This is a genomic window from Paenibacillus sp. USDA918EY, from assembly GCF_009870825.1.
Taxonomy (GTDB): domain Bacteria; phylum Bacillota; class Bacilli; order Paenibacillales; family Paenibacillaceae; genus Paenibacillus_AQ; species Paenibacillus_AQ albilobatus.
This window is the reverse complement of the sequence record NZ_WTWY01000014.1, coordinates 125,285-146,856: the sequence shown is the minus strand read 5'-3', so window position 1 is coordinate 146,856 and position 21,572 is coordinate 125,285. Positions and strand designations below refer to the sequence as shown.

Here is a 21,572-nt window from a genome sequence, read left to right as displayed (position 1 = left end):
CACTGACCGGTTTTGTCAGGGAAGCAGTCATATAATGAGAACAAAGGACTGCCGGGAAAGTTTTAGCAGCGAAAAAACCGGATTCGACGAATAAGCCAAAGTCTTGGCAATCTCTCGCCGGCGTCCAAACACAATGCACTTAGGAGGATTTTTTATGCAAAAATTCGATGACCCGGGCTCTCAAACCGGATTTGTATTCATTCACGGCGCCGGATTAAACGGCAGCATCTGGAATCAGGTCATCGATCGGCTTCCGGTTCCCTGCTTGTCGATCGATTTTCCGTTTCGCCAAACCGAAGGCGATATAAGAAAAAAGCTGTCGCTTCATGACTACATCGCGGAAATCAACGACCAGATCGATCATTGGGGAGTAAAGCGATTTATCCTTGTCGCCCATTCGCTCGGGGGCGTCCCCGCTTTGCGGATTGCCGAGGAGCGCCGGCCTCAGGTGGCCGGGTTGGCGGCCGTAGGGGCGGCGATCCCTTCGGACGGCGGCTCCTTTCTTTCCGTATTTCCGCCGGCCAAACGAATCCTTATGAGAGCTTTGATGCGCGCGTTCGGAACGATGCCGCCGGAGCAGGCGATTCGTCAAGGTTTGTGCAGCGGTCTTCCGGCGGAGCAGGCGGCAGAAATCGCAAAGCAATTTACGCCGGAGCCCCTGCGCATCTATACCGATAAAATTCATGCCCATTGGCCTGCCGGAATTCCAGCGCTTTACGTGAGGCTTGACCAAGATCGGGAGCTCCCGACGAAGCTGCAGGACCGGATGATCCGGAACCTTCCCGGCTGCCAAACGACCACTCTGCCTACGGGACATCTGCCTATGTTGAGTCAGCCTGACCAGCTGTCCGCTATTCTTCTTCGGTTCTTGGACGAGCTTCCACGATCCTGAAATAATCCGGCAGCTCCGATGCCATCGCCGCAAGACGCGGATCTCGCTGCCAAAAGGTAAAAGAAGTTTAGCGACATATGTTTTTTCATATTAATAGTTGTTCCTTGCGTTCAATCGTTCCAATAAGTAGTGCGCAAACTTTAGCAATCGCTGCTCTTTCAGCATTTTGAAATACAGGCTTCGCAAAAAGAGCTTCGTATTGGCCCGCAACGTCTCGCTCTCCGTCATACTGCCGCCCGTAGGGACATCGGCCATCTGGTGAATCCAGCCTGCGATATCATCGTCCGCCACGATTTCGCGCATGAATACGGCCGCGGCTGCATTTGCAAAACGTTCATCCTCATCGTTCATATACAGGTAACTGCCGATACAAACTTTATTGCGGATCGCGTCCAGCATCCCCAGCAAATCCGTGCCTGTCATCGATTGCAATCCCGCCAACGGCTCCAGCCCGTCCGCAGCGTGCGCAGCGGCATGGGCCCAGCCTTTCCCCTCCACATATCCCCGCAAATCCTCTTCCAAGGCCAAATATCGAATGATTTTCGTTTTCATGTCGTGCAGCTCGTCTTCCGATAGAAAAGGATTTTGCTTATGCATGTAAACGGCAACGGGTAGAATAAGGGCCGAAAAAGAACGGGTAAACACGGAATCCGTCCCCTTTTCCCCAATTCCGTAAAAAAGATGGTTGTCATCCATTGCGGTCCGTAAAAGCGTGCGCATCGCCGCCGGTGAAATTTTTCCCTGCTTCGTCCAGCGGCAGATCGTTCCGTAGATCAAATCATCCCTCAGCTCCGGATCGGTGCTTCCTATGTGCCTTAACATCTCGGGGATGAAAGCCTCCGGCTGCGGGCAATCCGGGTTGCTCCCCTCCCCTTTCGGCCGCAGGCGCAAGAGTTCTTTTTTCAATAGCGTTTCCGAGCCCATCTCCCATTCTCCCATCTTCATCGTTTAGGGTTATACCGTTTGTTTCTCTCAATCCATTACCAAATATTCTAACATTCTTTATCCCTTGGAACTTCAAAAATTGATCCGTTGATGATACCCACAAATACCAGGTCAGCAACTTTTTCATTATAGAATCCAACTTTCTCGTTTGCATGTTGTTATATAAGGCCTCAACTGGGAGAAACTTATTGCCTCGGTCCATATATGGTGCGGGCTTGGCCTGTACGGACTGGCGACTCTCCTATGGTTTGCCGTCTTGTCGCGGCTCCCGCTCAGTATCGCCTACCCGCTAGCCTCGCTTATATATTGGCCTTGGTTCCTGCTTATTTTCTTTTTCACGAGACGATCAGTTCATAATCAGCGCATCATTCGATCGTTGGAAGAAAAATGACTAAAAGACCCGCAGATCGCGGGTCTTCAGCCTGTCGAAAAACTTCAACAGCTTTTAAACCTTCTATTAAAAACGTTTGGCGACTTCCTTCGCATGCGCGATTGCTTTTTCTTTAATAGCCGGAGCAATTGGGAATCCAGAGGATGTGCGGTGATATACAGTACGGTTGCAATGAATAAAAACTTCACTTCTGTAATTAATATAATAAAATTTCCGGATTTCAGATTTCTATAGTTGCAAATCAGAGTTGAAGGGTTACAAGCGTCACTATTTTAATATAAACAAGCCCCTTTAGGTTTTACGATAATAGTCTGGTAGTCAAATGCGGACACGCGTAGCGTATGGTTTTTTATTCACAACAAAGCAGCCATTCAATGAATTCGATGAATGGCTGCTTTGTTTTCGTGGGACCATACAGGATCGTTTTCCCAAATGGTACTCGGAATCTCTTGCTTCAGTACGGGCAGCACTTCCTCGGCAAAACGCTGCAGCTGCTCCTCCTGCTCCGATTCCGTCAATCCGTCGACGCTGATGCTTAGCACTTGATGGCCAAAGGCTTCATGGTAATTCAAAATCTTCTCGATGACCTGCTCGGAGCTGCCAATAAGCGCCGGACCATTGGCAATCACATCCTCCAGGCTGGTAAAAGGAGACTTGTTGTGCTTCGCAGATTCCGTTACGCTGAATGCGCTGTAGTACGGTCTATAGCGGCGGATCGCCTCCTCGGCCGTGCTGCCCAGATAGAGGCTACCCGAACCTGCCCCGACGACGGCGCGTGCCGGATCATGCCCGTAATGGGCGAGCCGCTCGCGGTAATGGTCGATCAGCGCTTTGTACTTGGCCTGCGGATGGAAAGAGTTCGAAGAGAAGATCGGCTCTCCGAACTGCGCCGCCAACTCCGTCGAGAGCGTGCTGGACGCGCTGCCATGCCATACCGGGATGGACTTCTGGCAAGGCCTCGGATAAGTCGTCACCTGCTCCAAAGGCGGACGATACTTGCCTTCCCAGGTTACTTTTTCCTCCGACCACAGCCTCTTCAACAGCCGATAGCGCTCCGCCAAGGACTCCCACTGCTCCTCCTCGGTGATGCCAAACAGCTGATAATGCCTTGGATCATTGCCTTTCCCGATAATCATTTCCAGCCGGCCTCCGGATAGGTGATCCAGCGTCGCATAATCCTCGGCAACCCGCACCGGGTCAAGAATGCTGAGCACGGTTACCGTAGTCAGCAGGCGGATACGCGACGTTTGAGCCGCGATGGCCGTTAATACGACCGGCGGGGATGAAGACAGAAACGGAGCGCCATGCCGTTCGCCTACGCCATAGGCGTCAAACCCGAGCCTCTCGGCAAGGACTGCCTGGCGGATGACGTTGCGGAATTTCTGTTGCGCCGTCCAGGACTCGCCCGTAACCGCATTGGGGAGATTCATCATTAAACTGAATAATGCCACTTTCAAGACATGAAAGCCTCCTTTAATACGATTTTATCCCCCCGCCCGCCTTGCCGCCCCGGTTCAAGCTTCTCTTTCACAGGACACTACCGCATAAACATGGTGTGATTGTAAAACGGGATGGCCTCAGCATCCCTTAGACCGCTTGCTCTTGCCTGTTACGATCGGGAACCGCCGCAACATGCCGGAGTTCGAGGACCAGTTCGTTAACAGCGCTGTCCAGACGCTCCCGCAGCTGCCCTTCCAGTTCGAAACCGCCATGCTCCGCGCGGGTGATCCACCCATCGACGGCAAACACGCCGCCCAGTATATTCGTGCCTCCAAGCGCGGCCACGACCGGCTTCAACGCATAGTCGACGGCCAGCAGGTGGGCGATCGTGCCGCCGATGAAAAGCGGCAGAACCACTTTGCCCTGGAATCCTTTCTGCGGCACGAGGTCCAGAACGGTCTTCAGCGCACCCGAATATGAGGCTTTAAATACGGGACTGGCAATAATGACGGCGGCGGACTGTTCCACGGCTGCAAGCGCCTGCCGGATGGCAGGGCTGTTAAAGTTCGCGTGAAGCAGATCTTCAGCCGGAAGCTCGGCTGCGGAAATCAATTCGACGTCAAAACCGGCCAGCGCGAGACGATCCACCACATATTGCGTCATTCCGAATAACCGGGAGCTCTGCGATGGGCTGCCTGCAATCAAAGCGATTTTTGTCATTTTCATCCTCCTTATGGTTGAACGGCTAATTTCGCCAAAATACGTACACCTTGCAAGATTGCTCTCATCCAGAGATCAAGCCGGGCTGGTGGATGGCATAAGTAATACCCCTGGCTGCATTGCCGCAGACGATAAAGGCGAACGCTCCGAAAACCCGGTCTAAACACCAGTCGAAATCCTCTCCTGCCAGACTTGGCGGGGAGAACCTCACGACTGCTCCTCATGAAGTGTTCAGGCATACGCCATCATTTCACACGGTTTGTTCGATAACACACACGTCACGGAATCCGGTTCAGGAACGTACAGCTTCCGCTTTCGCCATGGTATACCGGTTTTCCGGCACCCGAAGTCCGAGATTGCCCCGGAGCGTATCGCTTTCGTATTCGGTTCTGAACAATCCGCGCTCCTGCAGGATCGGCACCACCTGATCCACGAAATCTTCCAGCCCGCGCGGCACGGCGGACGTGATCATAAATCCGTCGGCGGCTCCCGCCTCGAACCATGCCTGAATGCGGTCGGCCACCTGCTCCGCGGTTCCGATGAAGTTGCCGCGCGGCGTTGCGGATTGAAGCGCCACCTGCCGGAGCGTGAGCCCTTTTTCCTTGGCATCCCTTTTGATTTTGTCCGTGCCGCTCTGAAAACTGTTTTTGCCGAGATCCCCAAGCTCCGGAAACGGCTCATCCAGCGGATATTGCGAAAAGTCGTGATGCTCGAAAAACCGCCCCAGGTAATCAAGCGCATTTTCGATCGTCACGAGGCCCGCCACCTCCTGGTATTTGCGTTCCGCCTCTTCTTCCGTGCGGCCGATAATCGGGCCGATGCCGGGGAAAATCAGCACGTCGTCCGGGTTCCGGCCGAAGGCTGCGGCGCGGGCTTTAACGTCCTGCGCAAACCGCAGCGCCTCCTCCAAATTCTCGGCTCCCGAAAAGATGGCGTCCGCTTCCTTCGCGGCATAGTTTTTGCCTACCTCCGATGCGCCTGCCTGGAAGATGACCGGGCCCCCTTGCTTGGAACGGGCTATATTCAGCGGTCCTTTGACGGAGAAAAACTCGCCTTCATGGTTCAATTCATGCATTTTGTCCCGGTCGAAGAATACTCCCGTTTCCTTGTTCCGCACGAACGCGTCGTCTTCCCAGGAATCCCACAGCCCCCGAGCGACTTCCAGAAACTCCGTGGCAATCCGGTAACGTTTGTCATGCTCCGGATGTTCCTTTTTGCCGTAATTCAGCGCGGATCCTTCCAGCGGGGACGTAACCACGTTCCAGCCCGCCCGGCCGCCGCTGATGACGTCGAGCGACCCGAACTGGCGCGCCACCGTAAACGGCTCGCTGTACGATGTCGACAACGTGCCGACAAGCCCGATATTCGTGCTGACGGCCGCAAGCGCGCTCAGGAGGGTGATCGGCTCAAAGCGGTTCAGAAAGTGGGGAATCGACTTTTCGGTAATGTATAAGCCGTCCGCGATAAAAATCAGGTCCAGCTTGCCCTCTTCCGCCTTGCGGACCCAGCTTTTGTACAGCTCGAAATTAACGCTTGCGCCCGCGTCGACGTCCGGATGCCTCCAGAGCGACGTGCCTCCGCCGACGCCGTGCAGGAGCGCCCCCAGCTTCAACCGTTTTTGCTTTGCCATGATTTGTTCCTCCTTTTCGAAAATGTACTTATACGATTCGGATGCGTTGATCCTTATGCATTTCCAAGTGCCAAAGCCGACGCCTGCTTGATCCGCTCGATTTGTCCAAGATGGCCATGGACATGGCGGATAAAACCTTGGACGATGGCCTTGACGCTGACGGGTTCCCCTTTAAAATTGATTCCGGATTTCTCCAGCTCTTCCTCACTTAAACGTCCGATCAACAGGCTGTTATACTCCAAAATCGCCTGAAAAGCATCCAAAATATCGGACAACCGCCCTTCGTTCGAGCGTTGGCCGCTCACCCAGGCATCCTGATCAAAAGCCGGCAGCCGAGCAGCCGTTCCGGCCAAAATGTCCCGGATGCGGAACGAAATGACGAAGCTGTGATCAACCAGATGCGAAACGACTTCCTGCACGCTCCAGATTTGCGGGGCGGGCTTCCATTTCGCCCGTTCCTCGCTCAAGTCCCGAACTTCGGCCAGCAACTGGCCATGCGTATGGATAAAAGCATCCAAATCAATTCCGCTCATTTAATCTCCTCCTTGTGCTAGGCTTGCCGCAGGTTCCGCCTGCCCGGCGAAACGCGTAAGCGCGAACGGATCGAGGCCGTATGGCGGCTCCTCGTCCATCGCCAGCTGCGCGCATATTTCGCCGACGGCGCTCGAAAACTTAAATCCGTGTCCGGAAAATCCCCCGGCGACCACAATATGCGGATAATGGGGGTGCCGGTCGATGATGAACCCCTCATCCGGCGAAAGCTCGTATTTGCAGACCGCGCCTTGCAGGAGACGCCCGGATGCTCCGGGCATATATTTCCCGAGCGCAACGCGCAAATCGGCTTCGTCTTCCGGGAGGCTTCCGAAAGGAGGAAAAGGCTCGCCGGGCTTCCATTCCCGCCCGGTGTCGTGGCGCCCGATTTTCAGCCCTTCCCCGCCGATATCGGGGAAACCGTAAAATCCGCCCTCCTGCGTATGCAGCGTAAATCCCGGGAATCTCCCGGCCCTGTAGTCCGATCCCGCGGTTTCGAACCAGCCGACCGCCTTGCGCACGGCCTTCACGGGAATCGAAACAAACGGCGCCAATGTGCCGAACCATGCCCCTGCGGTCAAAATGGCTTTCGCTCCGTGAAATTTGCCGTTCCGGGTATGGACCGCCACGCTGGCCTCTTCGGGCCGTGATGCCGGAAACGGCGGAATGCGTCAGCAGCTCGGCTCCGTACGCTAATGCCAGCCTTTTATAGGCATCAACGCACGCTTCGCTGCGGAGGTACCCTGCCGCGGGCTCATACATCGCCTCGAAATGGTCCGGGATCGCAAAACCGGGCCAGCGCTTGCGGATTTCGTCCGCATCCAGCTTGATCGCGGGAACATTATGTTTGGCGGCTTCCGCCAGGCGGCCTTGAAAGGAATGCAGCTCCGGATCCGCGATATTCAACACCCCGGACTGCACCAGCAGTTGGGTTTCGACCTGATCCTCAAGCTCATTCCACAGCCGGTGGGCACGAACGGCAAGCTCCGTATATACCGGGTGGCCGCCGTAGGCATGGCGGATCAGCCGCGGTTCCCCATGATGGCTGCCTTCGCGGTGCGGCGGGTCGAAGGCGTCGCTCAACAGCGTCCGCACGCCCCGCCTGGCGAGATGATATCCGGCGCTCATGCCCATGGAACCCGCTCCGACGATGATGACATCGTAGCTTTTGATCGTTGCTATCGCCGTTCACCTCCGGTGGGACGAAGCCGTTCCAAAGCGTGTTCGGCCAGTTCCGTAAAGAAACGGATGCTGACCGGAATCGCGGCTTCATCAAGCGTAAAAGCCGGATGATGCCACTCCTGCGTTCCCGCCGTCCCCATAAATACGAATAATCCCGGAATTTTCCGCTGATATACGGCAAAATCTTCGCCTGCCGGCGACGGCGAAGGCTCTATCGCATGGAGTCCGGCCGCGGCCGCAGCTTCGATGCCCAGCCTCGCAAGCGCTTCGTCGTTGTTTACCGGGGGCGGACCTTCAATCCAGCGCACGCCGGCACTCGCGCCCAGAGCGGCCGTGACGCCTTCGACCACCCGGCCGAAACGCTCCAGCACCTGCCCGCGCACCGACTCGTCGAACGTCCGGATCGTTCCTTCCAGCACCGCTTGATCCGGGATCACGTTCCAGGACGTTCCGCTGTGAAGCTGAGTCACGCTGATCACTGCGCTCTGCAGGGCGCTGACGTTCCGGCTCACGATGGACTGGAGCGCCGTAATGACATGGGCGGCCGTAACGATCGGATCAAGCCCGGCTTCCGGAACCGCCGCGTGGGAGCCTTTCCCTTCGATTTTGACGGTAAAGCCGTCGGCGGCGGCCATGAGCGGCCCGCTTTTGATGCCGACGGTTCCGACCGGCAAATCCGGCTTGTTATGCATGCCGAAAATGGCCTGCACTCCTTCAAGCGCGCCGCTGTCGATCACCTGCTTGGCTCCCTTCGCCTTTTCCTCGGCAGGCTGAAAAATCAGCCTGACCGTTCCCCGCAGCTCGTTTTCCTTTTCTTTCAGGGCATACGCCGTCCCGATTAACACCGCGGTGTGGAAATCATGCCCGCAGGCATGCATTTTGCCGGGAATCGCGGATGCGAAGGGCAGCCCCGTCTCCTCCCGAACCGGCAGCGCGTCGATATCCGCCCGCAGCGCGATGAGAGGTCCGGGCTTTCGGCCGCCGACCTCGGCCACGACCCCTGTCGCCAAGGGGTAGTCCAGGATCCGGATATCCGCTTCCGCAAGCCATGTCCGGATCGATTTCGTCGTTTCGAACTCCTCATTCGACAGCTCCGGATACCGGTGCAAATGGCGGCGCATGCTTATGAATTTGTCATAGCCGGTTTCGGGCACCGGCTCCAGTTTGTGGCCTGTCATCTCCCCCACCTCCTGTAAAATGCAGATCCTTTGAAACCGTTTATGCAGGTGATTCCGGACGTGTCGTGCGTGCCCTTTACACCTCCGCCACGGCCTCGTTCAGCGCCTCGCTCAGCAGTTCGAACGACCGGAGCCGCTTTTCGAACGGGGCGATATTGCTTGTCACAATGAACTCATCCACGCCGGATGAACGTTGAAGCGCCTCAAGCTTTTCACGGACGGATGCCTTCGTACCTTTAGTAATAAACGGCTCCTGCTCTTCGATCGTATATTCTTCGTTTGCCTGCCGGCCGAATTCTTCCGCTTGCTCGCGGGTGCCGAGCGTAAGCGTTTTGCCGCTGGCGAGGTGGATTTTCACCAGCTTCTGGGAAGAGACGAGGCTCTCCGCTTCCTCCTCCGTATCGGCCACGGCCACCGCAAGCGCAATGATCGCCTGCGGCTGCGCGCCGCGCTCGGCGTTAAATCCCTCCCGGTATGTCCGGACTGCCTCAAGTGCAACGTTCTCGTCCCCGTTGATAAACAAAGAGAACACGTACGGCAAACCAAGGTTCGCCGCGATTTCCGCGCTGCCGACGCTGGCGCCCAGCACATATATTTCAGGAGGCTGCTCCGGCAGCGGAGAAGCCTTCAGCCCGGTCAAAGGATGGTCCGGAGCGAGGCGGTTGTGCACATACCCGTCCAGCTCGACGATTTTCTCCGTCAACGATGCGGCATCGGCATTTCCGCGCTGCAGCGCCTGCGTGCTGCGGGGCAAACCGCCCGGCGCCCGCCCGATGCCGAGATCGACGCGCCCCGGCGCCAGGGAGGACAGCACGTTGAAATTTTCGGCCACCTTGTACGGGCTGTAATGCTGCAGCATGACGCCGCCCGATCCGATGCGGATGCGGTCCGTTTTGGCCAGCAGATAGGAGATCAGCACCTCCGGGGAAGAGCCCGCCAGCTGCTCGGAATCATGATGCTCCGACACCCAGAAACGCCGGAATCCGAGCCTCTCCGATGTCTGCGCCAGCAGCACCGTGCGGGCCAAGGCTTCGGCCCCCGTTTCCCCCGGGTAAATCGGGCTTTGATCGAGAACGCTTATCGTAATCGCCATTGTTTTGTCCTCCTAAATGCTATAGTTCAATTCCGGAGTGATCCGTTTAAGGAATTGTTTCGTCCGCTCCTCTTGGGGATGGTTGAAAAGCTCCGACGGGGTGCCCTCCTCGACGATGACGCCCCCGTCCATAAACACCACGTGATTCGCCACGTCCCTGGCAAACCCCATCTCGTGCGTGACGACGATCATCGTGATGCCTTCCTTTGCAATTTTCCGGATGACCGCCAGCACTTCGCCGACAAGCTCCGGATCGAGCGCCGATGTCGGTTCGTCGAACAGGATGACTTCGGGTTCGAGCGCCAGCGCCCGGGCGATCCCCACGCGCTGCTGTTGTCCCCCGGAAAGCTGGCTCGGATAAGCATCCAGCTTGCCGCCGAGCCCTACCTTTTCCAACACCGCGATGCTGCGGGCTTTCGCTTCTTCTTTCGGCAGCTTTTTGACGATGACAAGGCCTTCCATCACGTTTTCCAGCGCGGTTTTATGTTTGAACAGATTGTATTGCTGAAACACCATCGCCGATTTTTGGCGGAGCCGATAGACGTCTTTTTTGCCGGCACGCTTGCAGTCGAAGGTGTAATCGCCGATCTTGATCTCGCCGTCATTTGGCTTCTCCAGCGCGTTCACGCAGCGCAGGAGCGTCGTTTTCCCGGAGCCGCTGGGGCCGAGAATGACGACCACCTCGCCTTTTTGCACGGTCAGATTGATGTCCTTCAACACCTGATGGCGCCCGAAAGACTTGGCGATATGGGCCAGCTTAATCATGCTACTCCCCCCCGATTGTATAGATTGATCCGTTTCTCGATGACCGCGGTCAGCCTTTCGATCAAAAGCGTCAGTCCCCAGAAGATGACGGCCGCCGCCAAATACGCCTCGAAAAACTTCCAATTGGTCGATGCGACGATTTGCGCCTTCGCGTTGATTTCCACCACGGATACGGCAAAAGCAAGCGTGGAGCCGTGCAGCATCCCGATGACCGAATTGGACAAATTCGGCAGGCTCGCCCCAAGGGCTTGCGGAAAGATGATCCGCCGCAGCGCCTGCGGCGTCGTCATCCCGATCGAGTAGGCCGCTTCCAATTGCCCCCGGCTCACGGCAAGCAGTCCGGAGCGGATCACTTCCGACATGTAGGCCCCCGCCGTAATCGAAAAGGAAATGAAAGCAAAGCCGATCATCGGGATGGAGGTGGATTTGAATCCCCACCCGAACCGCACGGACACGGCGTCCAGCAGCATCGGCAGCCCGAAATAGATCAGCAGCAGATGGGTGAGCATCGGGGTTCCCCGGATAAAGGTCACGTAACCGGATGCGATTTGCCCCAGGACGGGGATTTTGTAGATCCGAAGCAGCGCGGCGATCAGGCCGATAATAAACCCGCATGAAACGGATACGGCCGTAATCGCCAGCGTCGTGGGAATCGACGGCAGCAGTTGGGTAAAAGCCGTCCAAATGAATGAAGGATCGATTTTCATGCTTCCGCTCCTCCTTTGCCCGAACCGATGTCGGCGATCAGCCGCCGGTAACCGCGTTTCCTTTGCAGCCGGAACCGTCTTTGCCCCGCAGGATCGGGCAGCTCATGCCGCAGCAAACGGCGCTCCGCGATCCGCAGCAGCTTCTCCAGCGTCAGGCTGACGGCCAGATAAATCAGTGCGAGCGAAATGTAGGCTTCGACAAAATGCTGCGTCAGCGCGCCCAGCGTCTCCGCTTTGCCCGTCATTTCCATCACGCCCAAAGTGAACGCCAGCGACGTGTCCTTGAGCAGTGCGATGACAAGGTTCGAAAACACCGGAACCGCAATCGCCAGCGCCTGCGGCAGCACGATCCGGCTGAACGCCTGATACCCCTTCATCCCGACGGCATACGCCGCCTCCACCTGTCCCCGGTCCACCGCCGTCACCGAAGCCCGGATCGTTTCGGACATAAATGCGCCGGTATGAAGGCCGTAAGTCAAAATGACGAATACGAGCACCGGAGCTTTGGACATGTCGATATGAACCAGCTTCAGCATTTCGGGAAGGCCGTAATAAAACAGGAACAGCTGGATCAAGATCGGCGTCCCGCGGAAAAAGGAGACGTATACCCTGGCGAGGCCGTTCAGCACCGGAATCCGGTACAGGCGGGGAAGGGCGATGAGAAACGAGACGACGATCCCCGCCAGAAGCGAACCTGCCACGATCAGCAGGGTGATGCCCAGCGTCGACAGCAGCTTTGGAAAATACCCGAAAATATACGTGTAATCAAACGGCGCTCCCATGAGTCCCCTCCTCCCTTACGATTTGTTCGATTCGCTGCGTGGCTTATTGCTTGGAATCGGCCGTAAAGTCGTCGCCCAGCCACTGCTTGCTGAGTTTGCCTAACGTGCCGTCCGTCTTCAATTCCTTGATGGCGCCGTCAATGTCGTCGGCCAGCTTCTGCGACTCCGGATCATCCTTGCGGAATACGAAAAGAATGTCGGCTTCGGACAAATCGTCCCCGGTCGTCTTCAGCTTGCCCTGCGGGTCGATCAGCGGCAGCGAGAAATCGGCGCCGATCGTGGCTTCGACGCGTCCGCTGGTGATCTGGCTCACCGAATCCCGCGCGGCTCCGCTTTGATACACGATGTTGATCGCGTTGTTGTTTTTCTTGTTGTAGTTTTCTAAAATTTGCGCCTCGGCGCTTGTCGCCCCGGTCAGCACTTTCTTGCCTTTCAAATCGTCCAGCGAATGGATGGAGTCATTGTCCTTGGCTACGAGGATTTTGTTTCTCCAGTGGGCGTAAGGCTCTTTGTTGAACAGATATTTTTGTTCGCGCTCCGGATTTTTTTCCATCTCGTGCGCGACAAAATCTATTTTTTTCGTCTCCAGGCTGAGGAGGAGGTTGGCGAATTCCTGGGTTTGCAGTTCGAACTCGTATTGCGGCAATCGCTTATCGATTTCCCTGACCAGTTCGACGTCAAAGCCGGTCAGCTTGCCGTTTTCGTCGATAAAGCACACTTTCGGAAAATTCGTCCCGGTGCCGACGACGATTTTTTTGACCGACCCCGAGGAGGCGTTGGCGGTGCCTTCTTTCGCCGGATCCGCCGTTTTCCCGGCACCGTTCCCGCAACCGGCCATCACCCCCGCAAGCAGCAGCAAAGCGGCCAATGTCCATGTTTTTCGCATGATCTCATCCCCTTTTTCCATCTAATTTAATGAATTCCAATCTGTTTAGTATGAATTGGTTGACACTAACTTTACCGCGATTTGCCGCACGCGTCTAATAGAGTTTTTCTATTCAACGATGCAAATCCTTAATCCGATGGGCGACCGCCCCATTCCAGAAGCGCTTCCGCAAATTCCGTATGCTCGCCGGTTAACGTGATCAGGTTCGTTTGCAAGGCGATTCCGGCCGTTTCGGTAATGTCCACGGGCACGAGCAGCCCGGCTTCGACCTCCTGCTGAACGCACAGCCCGGGCAGGAAGCAAATTCCGGCCCTGCGCAGCACAAGCTTCTTGGCCGTTTCGGAATTGTCGACCTGATACACGATGCCCGGGGGCTGCTCCAAGCTTTCGAACACGCGGTGGATCCGCAGCCAGTCAAGCGAGCCGCATTCGAAAAAGATCAGCTTTTCATGCCGGATGTCCCGGATCGATGCCCTTCCTGCTGTCGCAAGCGGGTGTTCCTTATAGACGTACAAACGGATCGGGTCCTCGAAAAAGGAATAGGACTGAAAGGCGGGATTCATCAGCTTGCGCACAAAGGCCAAATCCAGCTCTCCCGAAGACAGCTTGCCGGCAAGCTCATCCGTCGTGGCCGTCGTTATTTTGAATTTGATGTCCGCAAACCTTTCGCTCAGCTGCGTTAACAGATACGGCATCAAGTAATTGGATACCGACACGGTGCACCCGATCCGCAATTCATTGGGCACGATCCGTTTGGAGTGGAGTTGGTGTTTGCCTTTTTGATACGTCTGAAGGATTTGCTGGGCGTAGGGGAGAAACTGCTTGCCTTTATCCGTGAGATGGATCTGTTTTCCGAACCGGTCAAAAAGCTTGCAGTCCAGCTCGCGCTCCAGCGACTGAATCCGTGCGGTCACGGTAGGCTGCGACAAAAAAAGGACGTCCGCCGCCTTGTTGAAACTGCCGTAGTGATTGATGTAGACAAAGGCTTCGATATTTTCGATATTCAAAAAGTCCACCTCCAAATGCAAATACTTATTATTCACATAAACTTACATGGTTTTACAACAGCAGCATTTCCATAAATTATTCTTATCTTAGGGAGTTGGAATTTTATTGTCAATCCTTATATGAAGGTTGAACATCGAAACTTCACCCCAACCCGTACCATTGATTTTTTTAATAAGAACATTGAAATTTGTTATTTCATATATGTTTACTCGGATTTTAGCGTTATACTGGTCAACAAATTAGAGAAAAAAGAAGAAGAGGAGTGATTCTTATGACGGCAGCACCAGAAATCATCATCCGCGACGCAAAGGAATCGGAGCGAAAAAAAATCGCGCAGGTCATGCTCGAAGCTTACCAGCAATACGCCTTCGATCTTCCGCAGCCCCGCTGGGAGGAATACCGGGATTCGATCCGAAACTCCGTTTACGGAAACGGTCCGTATGCCCGGCTCGTTGCCGTGCTTGACGGCGAAATCGTCGGCAGCGCGCAATTGTTTTTATCTTCGGAGGCAGCCTACGGCAAACCCGAATTGGGCATTGAGTCGCCGATCATTCGGCTGTTGGCCGTTTCGCCCGCTTACCGCGGACGCGGGATCGCCACGCTCCTCATTCGTGAAGCCGCGCACAGAGCGGTTTTGCTTGACGCTTCGGCCCTTCATTTGCATACCTCGGACATGATGGCTTCCGCCATTCAGCTGTATGAGCGCTTGGGTTTTAAACGGGCTTACGAAACGGATATTCGGAACGGGGAGACGCTCGTGAAAGGCTACCGGCTCGACTTGCATTCGACCTCCTTGCTCGATCGAGTGGTATAGGGCAACGAGAAAAAGGAGATGACCGCCCGGCGATGACGGCATCTCCTTTAACCGACGATTACTTTTCGGCGTTTCCAAGCTGCCGCGCAAGCCATTCATAGGCGATGCGGCCGCTAATTTCATGCCCTCCGGCAAAAAAGTCCGCTTCCAGCCGATCCTTGGCCCCGGCCGCTTCATAAATTTGTTGAAGCGCAGCGTAAGCGCGTTTCGCTCCCTCGAGCGGGAACACGCGGTCTTCGCTTCCCGCTTCCAGCAGGAGCGCCCTCGGCGCAATCAAGCCGATCACGTCGGCCATCCGCGCCTCCCGCATGATGCCGGGGACGTAATTGTCGATGCAGTGGCTTCGGGTCAAAATGCTGTCCTCGAACGTATTGGCGTATCCGCTCACGACCGCAGCCCCGATCCGCTCATCCAATGCGGACGCAAACGAAGCGACGAGACCTCCCCCGGATATGCCCATGCACCCGATCCGATCCGGATCTGCTTCCGTCCTTGTCTGCATGTAATCGATCGCCCGCATCGTTTCATACACGCGATACCCGGCAAGCGTCCGGCCGGACATCAGCAGATGCAGGGCAAGAAGATGGCAGGAGCTTTTTTTCGGGTCGCCCTCCAGATCCTCCGCCAGCCTGCGGTCGCCAAAGCCGAGAAGCTCCGGGGCCGCGACCACGAACCCGCGTCTTGCAAGCTCCAGCGCAAAATCCTTGTGCAAGCCCGGCGGCCCGCTCCGTTCCGCGCCGTCCGGTTCCAGGCCGACGATTTCCCGGCTGCCGTAGCCGTGGCCGTGCAAGGCCATGACGACAGGCCTAGGGTTGGATTCTGCATCCAGTGGAAGCAGCACGTAGATCGGCATGCGCAGCCCTTCATAAGTCGTGATTTCAATCCGCTCGCGAATATGGTCGGCAAGCACCGTCCGTTCCAACACGACAGGCTCCAGCGCAGCGCGCTCGGGAAAACCGCCCAAAAGAGAAGTGACCCGCTCTTTCAGCCCTTCCCTCCAGCTCGGCCAATCCGCTCCCGGACGAAAGGCCATGTCGGCTCCCGCCTCTTCGGCCAGCCGATTCAAATATGGATCCAGGTTCCATCTGCCGGCGTCGCCTTCATTGCTCTGAACCTTCGGTATATCGTTTCCAGACATCATCAGCTTCAGCACCTTTCCGGAACCTAAGTCTCTTATCCAGCCTCTCGTATCCCTGATGCCCGCTCATCGAAGTTTTCGGCTTGCTTTAAGGCTTTAATCGGGTAGATTTTATCAGAAGCTTTTGGCCGGATCAATGACCAATCCTTCGCCGGCATCTGTTAAACTATGAAATTGAAGCCGATCCTATCAAAAGCCTGAAACGAACCGTAAAGCTCCCGCCGCCATTTTGCACGCAAAAGAACCCGAATTCCCTGCTCAAGGGACACTCGGGCTTCTTTGCTTCCTGCCTTTAACTTTCCTGCAAACGCTCCACTTTAACGGTTTGCGTGTTGGTCGGGCGGGCTCCGACCTGCACCGTCGCCATGCCGTTTACCTCGTCGACGTTTTCAATCCATACCGGCTGTCCTTCCAGCTTCACTTCGAACGTGTGCTCTTTGTCGGTGTAAATTTCCATGGCACGCTTGACGTCCATTTTTCGTTCCATCCTTTCGATGATTGAAATTGAAATCCATGCCCATGCCAATAGGAAAAACGTGCTTATGCGTCTTCGTCGGAACGGACCTCGGGAACCATCGCATCGGTCGTGCTGTCGCCGATATACCCGTTATCCGCCGTAATATTGCCGCCGCCGAGGCCCTCGTTCACCATGCGGTCGATGTCGAACATGTGGGTTTCATGGGTTACCTCCGGATCCTTCGACGTCATCCGTTCCCAATCCGCGTCATTGCTGCTTTGCGTATAGCTGGCCGACTCCAATTTGCGGGACTCTTCGTCGTAACGGCCGGTAGCCGCCGAATCGCGGCGCCGGGACTCATCCTCATGTTCATGCATTATTTGCTGCCTCCTGAAACGTAAAAATGGATTGCGCTCCCCTTATTATGCCCCGTTCATGAAAAAGCATGTAATTTACGGTTAAAACTTCTTCTTTTCTTTCATCCGCGATGTCATAGATTCGGCTAAAAATACCCATACTATAAGGAACGAAGAACGCTGCACAACCATGGAATGAAATAATAAAGGAGAGGTGACGATCATGCATACGGTTTGGAAAGGAGCCATCAGCTTCGGACTGGTTCACGTACCCGTCAAAATGTTTTCGGCGACGGAAGACAAGGACATTTCGATGAGGTACGTGCATAAGGAATGCGGCAGCCCGCTGTCCTATGTCCGCAAATGTCCGGTCTGCGAAAAAGAGGTGGAGTGGGAGGAAATTTCCAAAGGCTACGAATACGAAAAAGGCAAATTCGTTTTGTTCGAAAAGGACGAGCTGGAACAAATCGCCGAGCAGGCGAATAAAAGCATCGCCATTTTGGACTTTGTGGATTTGTCCGAAATCGACCCGATCTATTTTCAAAAAACGTATTACCTTGCCCCGGACCAAGCGGGAGGCAACGCCTATCAGCTGCTGAAGGAAGCGATGCACCAGAGCGGAAAAATCGGCATCGCCAAAATTTCCATCCGTTCCAAAAGCAGTTTGGCCGCCATTCGGGTGCTTGAGAACTGCCTAGCGATCGAAACGATGTTTTATCCCGATGAAATCCGACCTGTTACGCAGGTGCCGAATTTGCCTGAAAACATCACCGTCAACGAAAAGGAGCTTGGCATGGCCCAAATGCTGATCGACCAGCTCTCGACGCCTTTCGATCCGGAAAAATATACGGATGATTACCGTGCCCGCCTGCTTGAACTCATCGAGCATAAAGTCACGGGCGAAGAAATCAAGATTGCGCCGGCCAAGCAGGAAACGAACGTCATCGACCTGATGGCCGCCCTGCAAGCCAGCATCGAGGCGGCCAAGCCGTCCATCACGCCGACCGATCCCGGCAAGGCCAAAAAACCGGCCAAAGCCAAAACCAAAACGGCGGCCGCGGAAGACAAACAAGCCGCAGGGGCCGAAGGACCCAAACCGAAACGGCGCAAAACGGCAAAGAAAAACGAAACGGTATCGTAATCGAAACAACATGGAGGAAAAAAGATGAAGTTCGCCCCGGTAAAGCCGTTCGAACCGATCATGACCGACGTTCTTCCTTCCGGGGACAAATGGATCGCCCAGATCAAATGGGACGGCGTGCGCATGCTCGTATACAACGACGGTGAGGAAACCGAGTTGATCAACCGCAAAGGAAACAACCGCACGCGCCAGTACCCCGAACTGTGGGATACATCCGTTTACTGCAAAGCGGAATCGGTCATTCTGGATGGAGAGATCATCGCTTTGACGGGCGGCGTGCCATCGTTTCATCAGGTGATGAAACGGGACGGCCTTCGCCAGGAGCAGCAGATTCGCGCCCGTGTTCGGCAAATTCCGATCGTGTACATGGTCTTTGACATCTTGTACTGCAACGGGGAATGGGTGACGTCGCAGCCGCTGCGCGAGCGGCAGGCTTTGCTCGAAGAGATGCTGGTTCCGGGCCCCCATGTCCAGCCGGTGCCAAGCTACGCCGATCTCCCCCTGCTTCGCGACATCTCGCGCCAGCACCGGCTCGAAGGCATCGTGGTCAAAGACTTAAACAGCGCGTATGCGGTCGACGGCAAAGACAAGCGGTGGCAAAAGCTAAAAAATATTATGGACCTGAACGCCGTCGTTGCGGGCGTCACGTACCGCGACCGGATCGTCAACGCGCTGCTCCTCGGGCTTTACGATGAAGAGGGGCGGTTGATTTACATCGGCCACGCGGGAACCGGAAAGCTGGGCGTAGCGGATTGGCGGAGAATCACGGAGGAAGCAGCCGGCATGACGCTGAAAGAGCGCCCCTTTGCCAACCTGCCGGAACGCCACAAAGGGGCGGTATGGATCCGCCCCGAGTGGGTCGTCAAAGTCAATTTTTTGGAATGGACGGCTTACGGAACGCTGCGGCAGCCGAGCATCCAGGCTTTTGTCGACGCCGCGCCCGAAGACTGCAGGCTGAATCAGTAAGAGGCGATGAAATCTTCGGCGAAATACCGTCTTCATGGCGCAGGGAGAAAACGTTCCGTGGAAAACACCACATGAATCGCTGCCTTACCTTTGTCGCAAGCTATTCTCTTATTTCAGTCCTCATTCATCGTTTCAAAGGACACCTCTTTTCCCGGGCGCCGGTTTCTAAACGTATAACAATCGGGCGGTTCAAAGGGACACCCGGCAACAAACTTTTTACGGAGGTACACCCATGCCGCGAACGATTAAAGGCTCCATCAACATTGAAGGCCATGACATTCCCATCACGAACCCGGACAAGCCGCTCTGGCCCGAGATGGGCATCACCAAAGCGATGTATTTGCAAAAGTTGGCGGCGCTGGCTCCTTATCTGCTGCGTTACTGCCGAAATCGGCTGCTGACGACGATCCGTTATCCTCACGGCGTTCCCGGCGAATTTTTTTACCAAAAAAACGCCCCCGATCCGCTCCCGGACTTCGTAAAAACAGCCGAGCAGGACGGCATCCATTACATTTTGCTGAACGGGCTGCCCGAGCTGCTCTGGCTTGGCAACCTGGCCGCCTTGGAATTCCATCCTTCCCTTCATTATGCTGGGAGCGCCCTTCCCTGCGAATGGATGATCGACCTGGACCCGTCGCTCGAGGAGGAACCGAGGATTATGGAGGCCGCCTCCATCGTCGGCAAAGTGCTGAACTCGCTGGGACTTGCTTCCGTGCCCAAAACCTCCGGCGCCACCGGCATCCAAATTATCGTGCCGATCAATCAAGGCATCACTTTCGACGAGCTCCGGGTCATCGGCCATTTCGTCGGCCGGTTTGTCACGGAAAAACATCCGGACTTGTTTACATTGGAGCGGCTGAAAAAAAACCGCGAAGACAAAATTTATTTCGATTATTTGCAGCATTATCACGGCAAAACGCTTGCCGCTCCGTACACTCCGCGCGCACGTCCCGGCGCGACCGTATCCACGCCGCTTTATTGGGAAGAGGTCGACAGCAACGTGTCGCCGCTCGATTTCCACCTGCTGAACATCGAGGAGCGGCTGCAGGAAACCGGCGATCTCATCGCCGCCCTTCCGCCGCAGCCGGTGGAGCAGGTTCTCCGCCATCTGAACGCAACAAAGCCCGGAAGATAAACTTCCGGGCTTCTGAATGCCGCTAATGGATATCTTTTTTCTTGAACCTGCCGCCCTTAACGTCATGGATATTACCAACCGCAAGAAAGGCGTCCGGGTCCCAATCCCCGACGATGGACTTGAGCTTGGCTTCCTCAAGGCGGGTAATGACGACGAAAATGACCTTTTTACTGTCCCCGGAGTAGGCTCCTTCGCCCTCAAGGTAAGTTACGCCGCGGCCGAGGCGTTGGGTCAGCGCATCGCCAATCTCTTTGTATTTGTCGCTGATGATCCATACCGATTTCGATTGGTCGATGCCTTCGTTGGTGATATCAATCACTTTAAAGGCGATGAAATAGGCGATCAGCGAGTACATGGCGTTGTTCCAGCCGAACACGAAACCCGCGCTCGTCAGAATAAACACGTTGATGAACATGATGATCTCGCCGACGGAAAACGGCGTTTTTTTGTTAAGGAGGATCGCGACGATTTCACTGCCGTCCGTCGAACCCCCTGCACGGATAACAAGGCCTACGCCGGCTCCGAGAATCACCCCGCCGAAGATGGCGGCAAGCAGCGGATCGAAAGTAATCGGCTTGACGGGCGCAAGCAAAGCGGTGCCGACCGACATGACGAGAACGGCTGCCAGCGTTGAAAACGCAAAGGTTTTGCCGATTTGCTTATAACCGAGAAACAGGAAAGGAAGATTGAGTAACGTCAGAAAGATGCCAAGCGGCAAATGAAAGAGGTGGGACAACATAATGGAGATGCCGGTAATTCCGCCATCGATAATGTTGTTGTTGACGAGAAAAATTTCAAGCGCGACCGAGACCAGCCCGGCCCCGATGAGCATGACGATGATCCGGGATAAAACCTTGAGTTTAGAAGTCGGTGCGTTTAACGGTTGCTGCTTTCCATGCGGAATTTTGGCGTGTTCCGCGGTTTGGGTGTTAGAAGTTCCAGCCATCGAATTCCCCCGATTCTTATCAATTTGGTATGATTATGAATAAAACCGAACGCTCCCCCGTCGAGTTTTTCATGAATATTCTTCTTATATATTATATCATAGTTTTAAGCTAAGTATTAACGTGAATGGGAGATTTTCTGTCATGAGATCACTATTTTTGTTTTTGGCAGCCGGACTGGCGGAAATCGGCGGAGGTTATCTGGTATGGCTTTGGATCCGGGAATCCAAACCTTGGTGGTACGGGCTTGTCGGCGCGGCCGTGCTCATATTGTACGGCATCATTCCGACGCTGCAGCACTTCCCTTCCTTCGGGCGCGTGTATGCCGCATACGGAGGCGTCTTTATCATCCTTGCCCTGCTCTGGGGCTGGGGCATCGACAAAAACACCCCGGATCTCTACGATTGGATCGGAGCGGCGCTTTGCTTGGTCGGCGTATCCGTTATCCTGTGGGCTCCCCGCTCCTGAAAG

At 55.4% G+C, this 21,572-nt stretch carries 23 protein-coding genes and 1 pseudogene; 6 read left to right on the top strand and 18 right to left on the bottom strand.

Going from position 1 to position 21,572, the window contains the following annotated elements; all coding sequences use genetic code 11:
• Positions 1 to 154 precede the first annotated feature (154 nt).
• Positions 155 to 892, top strand: a complete 738-nt coding sequence (locus GQY55_RS23295; protein WP_160044308.1) for an alpha/beta fold hydrolase — start codon at positions 155 to 157, stop codon at positions 890 to 892.
• Positions 893 to 982: 90 nt separating this feature from the next.
• On the opposite strand, the gene GQY55_RS23290 is transcribed toward GQY55_RS23295, so the two are convergent.
• From GQY55_RS23290 to GQY55_RS23230, 14 genes and pseudogenes are all read right to left on the bottom strand, one after another.
• Positions 983 to 1,816 (bottom strand): DUF2785 domain-containing protein, encoded by an 834-nt coding sequence (locus GQY55_RS23290; protein ID WP_160044307.1) that lies wholly within the window; start codon positions 1,814 to 1,816, stop codon positions 983 to 985.
• Between the two features lie 783 nt (positions 1,817 to 2,599).
• Positions 2,600 to 3,685, bottom strand: a complete 1,086-nt coding sequence (locus GQY55_RS23285; protein ID WP_160044306.1) for an LLM class flavin-dependent oxidoreductase — start codon at positions 3,683 to 3,685, stop codon at positions 2,600 to 2,602.
• Positions 3,686 to 3,815: 130 nt separating this feature from the next.
• Complete coding sequence (gene ssuE, locus GQY55_RS23280; RefSeq protein ID WP_160044305.1) at positions 3,816 to 4,388, bottom strand: NADPH-dependent FMN reductase; 573 nt, start codon at positions 4,386 to 4,388, stop codon at positions 3,816 to 3,818.
• A gap of 292 nt (positions 4,389 to 4,680) precedes the next feature.
• Positions 4,681 to 6,018: an LLM class flavin-dependent oxidoreductase gene (locus GQY55_RS23275; RefSeq protein WP_160044304.1), complete on the bottom strand. Its 1,338-nt coding sequence runs from the start codon at positions 6,016 to 6,018 to the stop codon at positions 4,681 to 4,683.
• A gap of 53 nt (positions 6,019 to 6,071) precedes the next feature.
• Complete coding sequence (locus GQY55_RS23270; RefSeq protein WP_160044303.1) at positions 6,072 to 6,551, bottom strand: DinB family protein; 480 nt, start codon at positions 6,549 to 6,551, stop codon at positions 6,072 to 6,074.
• Positions 6,552 to 7,178: an FAD-dependent oxidoreductase gene (locus GQY55_RS31990; protein WP_306434058.1), complete on the bottom strand. Its 627-nt coding sequence runs from the start codon at positions 7,176 to 7,178 to the stop codon at positions 6,552 to 6,554.
• 61 nt (positions 7,179 to 7,239) lie between these two features.
• Positions 7,240 to 7,677 (bottom strand): annotated as a pseudogene (locus tag GQY55_RS31985) (FAD-dependent oxidoreductase); the annotation flags it as partial.
• Positions 7,678 to 7,727: 50 nt separating this feature from the next.
• On the bottom strand, positions 7,728 to 8,909 hold the full coding sequence (locus tag GQY55_RS23260; RefSeq protein ID WP_160044302.1) for a M20 peptidase aminoacylase family protein: 1,182 nt from the start codon (positions 8,907 to 8,909) through the stop codon (positions 7,728 to 7,730).
• Positions 8,910 to 8,985: 76 nt separating this feature from the next.
• Positions 8,986 to 10,002 (bottom strand): LLM class flavin-dependent oxidoreductase, encoded by a 1,017-nt coding sequence (locus GQY55_RS23255; RefSeq protein WP_160044301.1) that lies wholly within the window; start codon positions 10,000 to 10,002, stop codon positions 8,986 to 8,988.
• A gap of 12 nt (positions 10,003 to 10,014) precedes the next feature.
• On the bottom strand, positions 10,015 to 10,767 hold the full coding sequence (locus GQY55_RS23250) for an amino acid ABC transporter ATP-binding protein (protein WP_160044300.1): 753 nt from the start codon (positions 10,765 to 10,767) through the stop codon (positions 10,015 to 10,017).
• Entirely contained in the window at positions 10,764 to 11,474 is a 711-nt protein-coding gene (locus GQY55_RS23245; RefSeq protein ID WP_160044299.1) for an amino acid ABC transporter permease, read from the bottom strand. The genes GQY55_RS23250 and GQY55_RS23245 overlap by 4 nt, the downstream gene beginning before the upstream one ends.
• Positions 11,471 to 12,256, bottom strand: coding sequence for an amino acid ABC transporter permease (locus GQY55_RS23240; protein ID WP_160044298.1), 786 nt, complete (start codon positions 12,254 to 12,256; stop codon positions 11,471 to 11,473). Before GQY55_RS23240 ends, GQY55_RS23245 begins: the two co-directional genes overlap by 4 nt.
• A 43-nt stretch (positions 12,257 to 12,299) precedes the next feature.
• Positions 12,300 to 13,142: a transporter substrate-binding domain-containing protein gene (locus GQY55_RS23235; protein ID WP_160044297.1), complete on the bottom strand. Its 843-nt coding sequence runs from the start codon at positions 13,140 to 13,142 to the stop codon at positions 12,300 to 12,302.
• 128 nt (positions 13,143 to 13,270) lie between these two features.
• Positions 13,271 to 14,149 (bottom strand): LysR family transcriptional regulator, encoded by an 879-nt coding sequence (locus tag GQY55_RS23230; RefSeq protein ID WP_160044296.1) that lies wholly within the window; start codon positions 14,147 to 14,149, stop codon positions 13,271 to 13,273.
• A 272-nt stretch (positions 14,150 to 14,421) separates the two neighbouring features.
• On the opposite strand from GQY55_RS23230, the gene GQY55_RS23225 reads away from it, so the two are divergent.
• Entirely contained in the window at positions 14,422 to 14,964 is a 543-nt protein-coding gene (locus GQY55_RS23225) for a GNAT family N-acetyltransferase (protein ID WP_160044295.1), read from the top strand.
• 58 nt (positions 14,965 to 15,022) lie between these two features.
• Here the strand turns inward: GQY55_RS23225 and GQY55_RS23220 are convergent, their stop codons facing one another.
• The 3 genes from GQY55_RS23220 to GQY55_RS23210 form a co-directional block, all read right to left on the bottom strand.
• Positions 15,023 to 16,102 (bottom strand): alpha/beta hydrolase family protein, encoded by a 1,080-nt coding sequence (locus GQY55_RS23220; RefSeq protein ID WP_236575811.1) that lies wholly within the window; start codon positions 16,100 to 16,102, stop codon positions 15,023 to 15,025.
• Positions 16,103 to 16,394: 292 nt separating this feature from the next.
• Positions 16,395 to 16,577 carry an H-type small acid-soluble spore protein gene (locus GQY55_RS23215; protein ID WP_160044294.1) on the bottom strand — a complete coding sequence of 61 codons (183 nt, stop codon included), beginning with the start codon at positions 16,575 to 16,577 and terminating at the stop codon, positions 16,395 to 16,397.
• A gap of 65 nt (positions 16,578 to 16,642) precedes the next feature.
• The gene (locus tag GQY55_RS23210) at positions 16,643 to 16,936 is read right to left on the bottom strand and encodes a hypothetical protein (protein WP_160044293.1); all 294 of its coding nucleotides are present in this window, start codon (positions 16,934 to 16,936) and stop codon (positions 16,643 to 16,645) included.
• Positions 16,937 to 17,138: 202 nt separating this feature from the next.
• On the opposite strand from GQY55_RS23210, the gene ku reads away from it, so the two are divergent.
• From ku to ligD, 3 genes are all read left to right on the top strand, one after another.
• A complete protein-coding gene (gene ku / locus GQY55_RS23205) occupies positions 17,139 to 18,056 on the top strand; it encodes a non-homologous end joining protein Ku (RefSeq protein ID WP_160044292.1) in 918 nt (305 codons plus the stop codon).
• Between the two features lie 24 nt (positions 18,057 to 18,080).
• Positions 18,081 to 19,022 carry an ATP-dependent DNA ligase gene (locus GQY55_RS23200; protein WP_160044291.1) on the top strand — a complete coding sequence of 314 codons (942 nt, stop codon included), beginning with the start codon at positions 18,081 to 18,083 and terminating at the stop codon, positions 19,020 to 19,022.
• A 232-nt stretch (positions 19,023 to 19,254) separates the two neighbouring features.
• Positions 19,255 to 20,157, top strand: a complete 903-nt coding sequence (ligD, locus tag GQY55_RS23195) for a non-homologous end-joining DNA ligase (protein ID WP_160044290.1) — start codon at positions 19,255 to 19,257, stop codon at positions 20,155 to 20,157.
• 22 nt (positions 20,158 to 20,179) lie between these two features.
• Here ligD and GQY55_RS23190 read toward each other — a convergent pair whose 3' ends face one another.
• Positions 20,180 to 21,103 (bottom strand): YitT family protein, encoded by a 924-nt coding sequence (locus GQY55_RS23190; protein ID WP_160044289.1) that lies wholly within the window; start codon positions 21,101 to 21,103, stop codon positions 20,180 to 20,182.
• A gap of 142 nt (positions 21,104 to 21,245) precedes the next feature.
• Between GQY55_RS23190 and GQY55_RS23185 the strand changes: the two genes are divergently transcribed.
• On the top strand, positions 21,246 to 21,569 hold the full coding sequence (locus tag GQY55_RS23185; protein ID WP_160044288.1) for a YnfA family protein: 324 nt from the start codon (positions 21,246 to 21,248) through the stop codon (positions 21,567 to 21,569).
• Positions 21,570 to 21,572: the final 3 nt, after the last annotated feature.

Coding starts and splice junctions, on each gene's coding strand:
- GQY55_RS23295 (WP_160044308.1), top strand. CDS start 155: ATGCAAAAATTCGATGACCCGGGCTCTCAAACCGGATTTGTATTCATT.
- GQY55_RS23290 (WP_160044307.1), bottom strand. CDS start 1,816: ATGGGCTCGGAAACGCTATTGAAAAAAGAACTCTTGCGCCTGCGGCCG.
- ssuE (WP_160044305.1), bottom strand. CDS start 4,388: ATGACAAAAATCGCTTTGATTGCAGGCAGCCCATCGCAGAGCTCCCGG.
- GQY55_RS23275 (WP_160044304.1), bottom strand. CDS start 6,018: ATGGCAAAGCAAAAACGGTTGAAGCTGGGGGCGCTCCTGCACGGCGTC.
- GQY55_RS23270 (WP_160044303.1), bottom strand. CDS start 6,551: ATGAGCGGAATTGATTTGGATGCTTTTATCCATACGCATGGCCAGTTG.
- GQY55_RS23260 (WP_160044302.1), bottom strand. CDS start 8,909: ATGACAGGCCACAAACTGGAGCCGGTGCCCGAAACCGGCTATGACAAA.
- GQY55_RS23255 (WP_160044301.1), bottom strand. CDS start 10,002: ATGGCGATTACGATAAGCGTTCTCGATCAAAGCCCGATTTACCCGGGG.
- GQY55_RS23250 (WP_160044300.1), bottom strand. CDS start 10,767: ATGATTAAGCTGGCCCATATCGCCAAGTCTTTCGGGCGCCATCAGGTG.
- GQY55_RS23245 (WP_160044299.1), bottom strand. CDS start 11,474: ATGAAAATCGATCCTTCATTCATTTGGACGGCTTTTACCCAACTGCTG.
- GQY55_RS23240 (WP_160044298.1), bottom strand. CDS start 12,256: ATGGGAGCGCCGTTTGATTACACGTATATTTTCGGGTATTTTCCAAAG.
- GQY55_RS23235 (WP_160044297.1), bottom strand. CDS start 13,142: ATGCGAAAAACATGGACATTGGCCGCTTTGCTGCTGCTTGCGGGGGTG.
- GQY55_RS23225 (WP_160044295.1), top strand. CDS start 14,422: ATGACGGCAGCACCAGAAATCATCATCCGCGACGCAAAGGAATCGGAG.
- GQY55_RS23220 (WP_236575811.1), bottom strand. CDS start 16,102: ATGTCTGGAAACGATATACCGAAGGTTCAGAGCAATGAAGGCGACGCC.
- GQY55_RS23215 (WP_160044294.1), bottom strand. CDS start 16,577: ATGGACGTCAAGCGTGCCATGGAAATTTACACCGACAAAGAGCACACG.
- GQY55_RS23210 (WP_160044293.1), bottom strand. CDS start 16,936: ATGCATGAACATGAGGATGAGTCCCGGCGCCGCGATTCGGCGGCTACC.
- ku (WP_160044292.1), top strand. CDS start 17,139: ATGCATACGGTTTGGAAAGGAGCCATCAGCTTCGGACTGGTTCACGTA.
- GQY55_RS23200 (WP_160044291.1), top strand. CDS start 18,081: ATGAAGTTCGCCCCGGTAAAGCCGTTCGAACCGATCATGACCGACGTT.
- ligD (WP_160044290.1), top strand. CDS start 19,255: ATGCCGCGAACGATTAAAGGCTCCATCAACATTGAAGGCCATGACATT.
- GQY55_RS23190 (WP_160044289.1), bottom strand. CDS start 21,103: ATGGCTGGAACTTCTAACACCCAAACCGCGGAACACGCCAAAATTCCG.
- GQY55_RS23185 (WP_160044288.1), top strand. CDS start 21,246: ATGAGATCACTATTTTTGTTTTTGGCAGCCGGACTGGCGGAAATCGGC.